Here is a 7,560-nt window from a genome sequence, read left to right on the forward strand (position 1 = left end):
CATCCGAGAGGGAGATCTCGACTGCGCGGGGGCCTCTGCGTGACATGGAAACAGTCTACATATCTAGAGTCGCTATTTCTGGCGCAGGACACTAGGAGCGACGCGGTCAAACTCTCCTGAGACGGGTCATCGGCCTCACCCGTGCCCTGGGCAGGCGGACCGGCCGGCCTCGGCGGCGGCGTCCATCGTGGCGGCGGCCGAGCACCTGACCGCCTACTACCTGATCGACTGCGCGCCGTCGCCGAGCTGTGGGCCCCGACGGCGTCGAGTTCGTCGAAGGCACCCAGTTCCGCGGCCATGACGGGCTGGTGGAACGGGTCGCGGAGGCGTACGGACTGTTCGTCGCCTCCGGCGAGTACCACGTCACGCACGACAACCACGTCACCGTTCACGACGACGTCGTGAAGTTCACCATCCAGCTGACGTACGCCAAGGGCCCCCGAACCGGTGAGGTGGCCTGGGCCGCCCGGGTCTTCCTCGTGCTCGACGGCAGCGGCCGGATCCTGCAGGACTACCACCTGACCGTCCAGCCGCTGCCCGAGGCATAGGCCCTGGCCGGGCCGTCCGGTACGGTCGATCGCTTCGCACGGCTGCGGGTCTTCCTCGCGGCGGAGCATCACACCGGGCGGCCTGGGGCTGGCAAAGTCGTGAAGGCTACAGCCAGTACTCAAGGGCAAGCACAGCCCCGGCCCTGACACAAGTACTCGAGTGTTCTCAAAACTCGGTGACACCAGTTCTTGGCTGGGCGAGGCGCTCTCGCCGTCGACCGACATCCGCTCTCGGTATTCGCCGACAAAGCCACACCTCGCCCGCCTCGGCGACCGGCAGGTTCACCGCGTGCTGCTGCTCCCGCTGCTCCTGGCGCACCGTACTACCCGACCCGACGCCGGGCCCGCCGCCCAGCCCGCCAAGCCCGGGAGTGTCGCCCCGCCGCTGTTTTCGGGGCGAAACCGGCATGCCGCCAGCCGCGGCGGCATGCCGGAGGCTTCGTGCGTTCTCTTACCGGTGCCCTACGGCTTGGCCGGCAGGACGTTGTCCGCGAATGCCTGCGCTTCCTGGCCCACCATGTAGAAGTTGCCCTGCGGAGTGAAGTTGCAGGCGATGAAGGTGTCGAACCAGTGGAAGCCGTCTTCCTGGGGGTTCCCGTTGCGGGGGCCGCCCACCCTCGCGCAGCCGACCTTCGTTGTGGACTTCCACACGAGCTGGGTGAAGCTGCCGGTTTCGTCGCTGAAGCCGGGGCTGTTGAAGTTGTACTGCTTGCTCTCGCTGTACCAGGAGTCCACCGCGTCCTTGCAGGTGTGCGCGGCGTAGGCGGCGTCAGCCTTCTTGCTGCCGTACGAGCGCCAGTCGAGGAGTTCGCCGTACCCGTTGGCCAGGCCGTTGTGGTTGAAACCGTCCGGCTGGGAGATCCTCTGTGCCCGGGTCTTGGCGTAGTCCACGAGCTTCGGGTCGATGGTGAGCGGGGGCGCTTGGTGCTTGGCACGGTAGGCGTTGATGGCGGTGAGACAGTCGTTCTGGAACATGCTGTCGGTCTGGTCCGTGAACGCGCGGTGGGATGCACCAGCGGCCATTGCGGGCTGCATCGCCGTCATCGTGGCCATGGTCGCCGCCGCGGTGGCCATGGCGATCCTGCGGATCGAAAGTGTCGTCAAGGTGTGCTCCTTCTCGCGCTGATCTCGCTGAACTGATCAACGCGGCCAAGGGCGCCGGGGCACGGGATGCTGCAGAACCCCTTGTCCCGGCCACCGAGCCTGGAAGTATCACCCCACCGACGGGTGCGGGGCGAAACCCGACCCGAGCGCCGACCTTGACGGCTACGATCCCGGACATGGACAGCGCCCTGCCGACCACCGCGACCGACCAGTCGGCCGACGGGGCAGACCAGGCCCGGCAGTGCGCCCGGCCCGGCTGCTCGAACCCGGTCCTGGTGGCCCGTACCGGCAGGCCGCGCACCTACTGCTACCGCTCGCGTCGCAGCAAGGTCGACCGCGCCAAGGCCAAGGCCCGAGAAGCAGCGGCAGCCGAGGCTGCTGCACCTGCTACCCCCCGCTGCACCCGTGGCCGCCGTCCCGGCCGACGACGACCTTGCCCGCTGGGGAGAGGACGGCCGGTACCTGCTGGGCATCGCCGACGCGATGCGCCGCAGCTCACCATGCGCCACGTCCGCACCCCGGCCGCCGTCCAGGAAAGCGCGCTCAACACTGACCAACCGGGATTTCCGAGCCTCCGACCGCACCTGGCCCGCCCTGGTGGAGGAGTTCGACCAGATGCGCGGCGGCGTCGGCGGCGTCCTGGAGACGGGCGGCGAACCCGCGGGAGGCCGGAAGGCCGGATCACACGTAGGTGAAGCCGTTGGTGGCGGTGCTGGTGCCGCCCGCGGTGGTGACCGAGACGTCGACCGCGCCGAGCACAGTCCCGGGGGGCGTGTAGAGGGTCAGTGTGGTGGAGCCGGCGACCGCGAACGGCACGGAGGTGCTGCCGAACAGGACCTGCGAGGTGGTTGTCGCGTCTCCGGTGGTCGTGATCGTCACGTGGGTTCCGCCGGTGAGCAGTCCGGTGTTCGGAGTGATCGTCAGTGTGCCGGGGTCGGCGACGTAGGTGTACGTCAGGCCGTCGAAGGTGCCGGCGGCGGTGGTGACGTGGACTCCGGCTGCCCCGGCCGTGCCCGCCGGGGCGGTGACCGTGAGCTGGCCGTCGGTCGTCGCGGTTACTGTCGCGGCGTTGGTGCCGAACAGGACGGCGCTGGTGGTCTCCAGGCCGCTGCCGGTGATGGTGACCGTAGAGCCGCCCGCGAGCGGGCCGGCCGCGGGGCTCACCGACGACTCGACCGGCGCTGGGATGTAGTAGAAGGGCACACCGTTGGTGACCTCACCGTTGGCGAGGACCACGGTGACCTGCACCACGCCCGCCCCGGCAGGAGTGGTGCAGGTGACGTGGTCGGCGCCCGCGTCGTAGGCGACGTTCCCGGCCCGAGTGTCGCCGAACAGCACCTGGCTGACGGTGCTCAGGGCGTGGGCCGTGGTGCTGGTTATCGTCACGGAGGTATTGCCCCCCGTGGAGCCCTGGTTCGGGGACAGTGGCATCGGACTCTCCAGAAAGCAGGAACCGCGCATGGGCGCACTGGTTCGGATGCACAAGTGGCCCATGTAAATGGCTAACTTCACAAGGGTGTTGACGACAAGTCAATCCGACAGTCGGCGAGTTCGGGCAGGGATCGGCGCCCCAAGACGGGTAGCCGGCCTTCGGAGTGTCATCCGAAGGCCGGCAGCACCGCCGGGGCGATCAGGCGGTGTACGTCATGGTGCCGGCGGACGCAGTGCCGCCCGGGGTGGTCACGGTGACGTTGACGGTGGTGGCCGGTGTACCGATCGGGATGGTGCCGGTGATGAGGGTATCGGTGTTGGTGATCAGCGTCGCCGTGGTCGACCCGAACGTCACGGTCGCACCCGTGAGACCGGTACCCGCGATGGTGAACACACCACCACCGGCCGGGATGCTGACCGACGGCGTGATGGCCGCAGTCACGACCGGCACACCCACGTAGGTCATGGTGCCGGCGGACGCAGTGCCGCCCGGGGTGGTCACGGTGACGTTGACGGTGGTGCCCGCGGTGCCGGCCGGGATGATGCCGGTGATGACGGTACCGGTGTTGGCGGTCACCGTCGCCGCGGTCGACCCGAACGTCACGGTCGCACCCGTGAGGTTGGTGCCCACGATGGTGAACACGCCACCACCCGCCGCAATGCTGACCGACGGCGTGATGGCCGCAGTCACGACCGGCACGGGCGGGAGGAGGTAGGTGAAGCCGCCCGGAACACTCGCCGATCCACCGGCGGTGGTCACCACCACGGGGACGTTGCCCACGGCGTGCGCCGGGGTCAGACCCGCGATCACGTTCGCGGTGCTGGCCAGCACGGTGGCCGGGGTGCCGCCGAAGGTCACGCTCGCACCGGCGAGCCCGGCACCGGTGATGACGAACACGGTACCGCCGGCGGTCGGGCCGGAGGCGGGCGTGATGGTCGTGGGGCTGGGCACAGGTGGCGGCGAGGCCACCAGATAGGTGTAGGCCACGGGGTTGCTGGTGCCGTTCGGGGTGGTGACGGTCACCGCGACCGTGCCCTTTCCGGGCGGGGCCACGACGACGAGGCTGAAGCCGAGGACGTCACCGGCCACGATGGTGGCCAGGGTCTCTCCGAAGTGAACCTGGGTGGCGGCGTTGAGGCCCAGGCCGGTGAGGGTGACGAGGTTGCCGCCGGTCCCGGGCCCCGCGTTGGGGCTGTCCGCGAACAGCACGGGCGGCAGCGGCCAGGGCAGCGTGAGGTTCGGCGCCAACGGCGCCGCGAGCACGGTTGCGTTCACGATGTGCCTCCTGCGTGAGAACGGTGATGGCGGCCGGCTGGACCTTCAGCCACGCCCACCGGCCCCGGTCCTGTCGGCGGTCCGGCCACTGCCTCGGCCCAGAGCACTGCGCCCGGCGGCGAGTCCGAAGGACGGGATGGGAGAAACCGAGCCGCGGGTGCCGGTACCGTCGCGACTACGAGATGTCCGGACCGGTGGCGTCGACGGGTGCCGGCAAGCTGACGCCAGGCAGGCTCGAACCAGTCAGCCCCGGTGTTCGGGCGGAGGGGGCTGGAACAGGGCACGGGCCGCCGGCTGAGCTTCCCGGCACGGGGATGGGCGGCCCGCCGGTTCAGACGCCATCATTAACCCGACAGAATGTATCTGAAGCAACAGTATTGACGAATAGCCACCCGAATGGCTCAGTGCAACGAGATGTCCGCGCACGCCCACCGCGGATGCCGGACCCCACCGGCATGGCAGGGCGAAGCATCCAGGCGCCGCCCACCCGGCATCGCCATGGAAGCGGGCCCGGGCATCGGGACGCCGAGGAGTCATCGTGCTGGCGCGGGACCACCCTGAAGCGCCGAAGTCGGTAACGCGTGGTTCGTGTGGGACGGCAGCGCACACTCCCGAGCACACCTCGGGGAAAACGTTACGGGTGGGCGCTGCGCCGAATGAGTGATGGGCGGTCATATGCCTTGTGTTTATTACGGTTCAGATGACTGACTTGTGGTGTCCGAATAGGGGGCCGCCCATCCCTCCGTTGGGGAAGGCAGCCCATCGGTATGTGGTGGTGTGAACCTGTCACAGGCCCGGGGGCCCCCAGTCGGAGAGAGCCGTCGGCCGACATGCTGTTTGCGTGCGTCGGCTGACGAGGGTGGCTCAGGCGTCCGAGGAGGCGTTCTTGCGAGCCGTCAACATGCTTCGAGTGCTGTTCGGGACCAGCGCCGTCGGTGCGCTCATGCTCACACCCCCGACGGCACACGCGCAGACCGCGAGTCCCGCGCAGGCGATGGCCGTGCCGTGCAGCGAAGCCGCGTTGGTGAACGCCGTCAACGCGGCCAACGCCGCCGGGGGCGGTGCCCTGCTCCTGGCACCGTTCTGCACCTATTCCCTCACCAGCGCCCACAGCTCAGGTGGCGCCGGCGGACCGGCGGGGCTGCCGAACATCACCACGCCGATCACCATGAGCGGGCTGGACACCGAGATCACCCGCGCGTCGGGCGCGCCCGCCTTCCGCATCATCGAGGTGGACGGGCCCTCGCAACTCCCCACCGCCCACGGCCGACTCACCCTGACCACGGTCACCATCAGCAACGGTGACGCCGGCATCGGGGTGGGCGGCGGCATCGCCAACCTCGGCGGGTCGGTCGCCGTGACCGCCGGAGGCGTGAGCAACAGCCGCGCCTCGTTCGGCGGCGGCATCTACACCGACACCGCACTGACGATGATTGCCGGCAGCGTCACCGGCAACACCGCCACGGTTGACGGCGGCGGCATCTTCGAGAACGCCGGCTCCGTCGCGCTCCTGTCCACCAACGTCTCCGGCAACACCCCGAACAACTGCGCCGCCACCCCGCCCCTGAGCGCGCCCTGCTGAGGCCCGACGGCGCCACCACGGGACACCCGACCCACCCACCCAAGCCACAGGTCAACGGCGCGGTAGAACCACGCCGCCCGAATCACATCCCCACGCCCCGCTCCCATCCGGCATCCAACCGGTCGGCGACTTCGGGGCCCGATTCCGGCAGCGCTGCGAGCCCTGCCCTGTGACCTGCTGGAACCCGACCGTGCCCGGTGTGACGGACCGCCGACTCGGCAGCCCCGGCGAACTGGGCGACAGCGTCATCAGCAACAGCAAAGGAGATCAGTCATGGCACCCTCCATCACCTCCATCTCGCCGACCGCGGGCCACTCGGGCCAGACGATGACCATCACGGGCACCGGTCTGGGGAGCCTGAGCACGACCAAGGTGAACTTCGGCACCAAGACGGTCACGCCCACCGCGGCCAGCAGCACCTCCGTGACCCTCACCATCCCGTCGGGGTGCAGCGGCCAGGCCAACGTCACCGTGACCGTCTCCGGGGTCAACAGCAACAGCAGCGCCTTCTTCTACGTCGCCGCCCCGACGGTCACGTCGCTGACCCCCAGCACCGGCCCCGCCGCACCCGGCGCCATCGACGTCTTCGGCACCGGTTTCTCGACCGCGACCTCGGTAGCCTTCGGCACGGTCGGCACCGCCGTCCCCACGGTCGTGTCCGACAGCCACCTGACCGTCACCCCTCCGGGCCACGGCGCCTTCACCGGCTGCACCGACGCGGCGGACGTCCTCGTCACCAACACCGGCGGCACCAGCTCCCCGATCGGCGCGTCGGGTCAGTTCACCTACTACCAGCTGCCGACGGTCACCGGCGTGACGCCCGGCACGGGAGCGGCCGGCACCACCGGGGTCATCGTCGCCGGCACCTGCTTCGTCGACGTCAGCTCCGTGACGTTCACCCCGACCGGCGGTGGCGCGTCCACCCCGGCCGACAACGTCAACATCACCGGTGTGGGCAGTCTGACCCTCGACGTGCCCGGCACCCTGGCCGCCGGCACCTACGACATCCAGGTCATCACCCCCGGCGGCACCAGCACGGCCGTCGCCGCCGACCACTTCGTCATCCCCTAAGCGTCGGGCGGGCGCGGGCACCGAGCAGCACGGTCGCCCCCGCCCTGCGGCCCATCGGCGCGGATCCGATGGGCCGCGGCCACGGACCTGCTGCGCCCTGGCCGCCCACGGCGGCCAGGGCACCCTCGCCAGCCACGCAAAGGAGCACCCGATGGCTCCGGTCATCAGCGGCATCAACCCCAACCACGGGCCGGCCGCAGGCGGTACGGCCGTCACGATCAGCGGAAGCGGCTTCACCGGCGCGACCTCGGTGAAGTTCGGAACCGTGCCGGCGTCGTCGTTCACGCTAGTTAGCGACAGCCAGATCACTACCACCGCTCCCGCGGGATCCAGTTCGGTCGCCGTCACCGTCGCCACGCCGCTCGGCACGAGCAACGGTGTCACCTTCAGTTACACCGTTCCACCTGTGATCACTGCTGTGAGTCCGGCCTCGGGCGCGGTTGGCACTTTGGTGGTAATCAGTGGTTCGGGGTTCACCGGCGCGTCGTCGGTGCACTTCGGGAGCGCTTCGGCGACGTTCACAGTGGTCAGTGACAGCCAGATCACTA

Annotated in this window: 7 protein-coding genes; 4 read left to right on the forward strand and 3 right to left on the reverse strand. The window is 69.6% G+C overall.

What is annotated here, in order from left to right; translation table 11 throughout:
- Positions 1–248 precede the first annotated feature (248 nt).
- Complete coding sequence (locus ACFQ87_RS42020; RefSeq protein ID WP_380616245.1) at positions 249–548, forward strand: hypothetical protein; 300 nt, start codon at positions 249–251, stop codon at positions 546–548.
- A gap of 462 nt (positions 549–1,010) precedes the next feature.
- Here the strand turns inward: ACFQ87_RS42020 and ACFQ87_RS42025 are convergent, their stop codons facing one another.
- The 3 genes from ACFQ87_RS42025 to ACFQ87_RS42035 form a co-directional block, all read right to left on the reverse strand.
- A complete protein-coding gene (locus ACFQ87_RS42025) occupies positions 1,011–1,652 on the reverse strand; it encodes a CAP family protein (RefSeq protein ID WP_380616246.1) in 642 nt (213 codons plus the stop codon).
- A gap of 681 nt (positions 1,653–2,333) precedes the next feature.
- Positions 2,334–3,113: an IPT/TIG domain-containing protein gene (locus ACFQ87_RS42030; protein ID WP_380616247.1), complete on the reverse strand. Its 780-nt coding sequence runs from the start codon at positions 3,111–3,113 to the stop codon at positions 2,334–2,336.
- A 169-nt stretch (positions 3,114–3,282) separates the two neighbouring features.
- Positions 3,283–4,359, reverse strand: coding sequence for an IPT/TIG domain-containing protein (locus ACFQ87_RS42035; protein ID WP_380616248.1), 1,077 nt, complete (start codon positions 4,357–4,359; stop codon positions 3,283–3,285).
- An 886-nt stretch (positions 4,360–5,245) separates the two neighbouring features.
- On the opposite strand from ACFQ87_RS42035, the gene ACFQ87_RS42040 reads away from it, so the two are divergent.
- The 3 genes from ACFQ87_RS42040 to ACFQ87_RS42050 form a co-directional block, all read left to right on the forward strand.
- Positions 5,246–5,941 carry a hypothetical protein gene (locus tag ACFQ87_RS42040; RefSeq protein WP_380616249.1) on the forward strand — a complete coding sequence of 232 codons (696 nt, stop codon included), beginning with the start codon at positions 5,246–5,248 and terminating at the stop codon, positions 5,939–5,941.
- A 273-nt stretch (positions 5,942–6,214) separates the two neighbouring features.
- Positions 6,215–7,012 (forward strand): IPT/TIG domain-containing protein, encoded by a 798-nt coding sequence (locus tag ACFQ87_RS42045; protein ID WP_380616250.1) that lies wholly within the window; start codon positions 6,215–6,217, stop codon positions 7,010–7,012.
- A 151-nt stretch (positions 7,013–7,163) separates the two neighbouring features.
- On the forward strand, positions 7,164–7,560 hold a 397-nt coding region (locus ACFQ87_RS42050; RefSeq protein WP_380616254.1), incomplete at its 3' end, for an IPT/TIG domain-containing protein.

The sequence above is a fragment of the Kitasatospora sp. NPDC056531 genome (assembly GCF_042794375.1).
Lineage (GTDB): Bacteria > Actinomycetota > Actinomycetes > Streptomycetales > Streptomycetaceae > Kitasatospora.

Coding starts and splice junctions, on each gene's coding strand:
- ACFQ87_RS42030 (WP_380616247.1), bottom strand. CDS start 3,113: ATGCGCGGTTCCTGCTTTCTGGAGAGTCCGATGCCACTGTCCCCGAAC.
- ACFQ87_RS42045 (WP_380616250.1), top strand. CDS start 6,215: ATGGCACCCTCCATCACCTCCATCTCGCCGACCGCGGGCCACTCGGGC.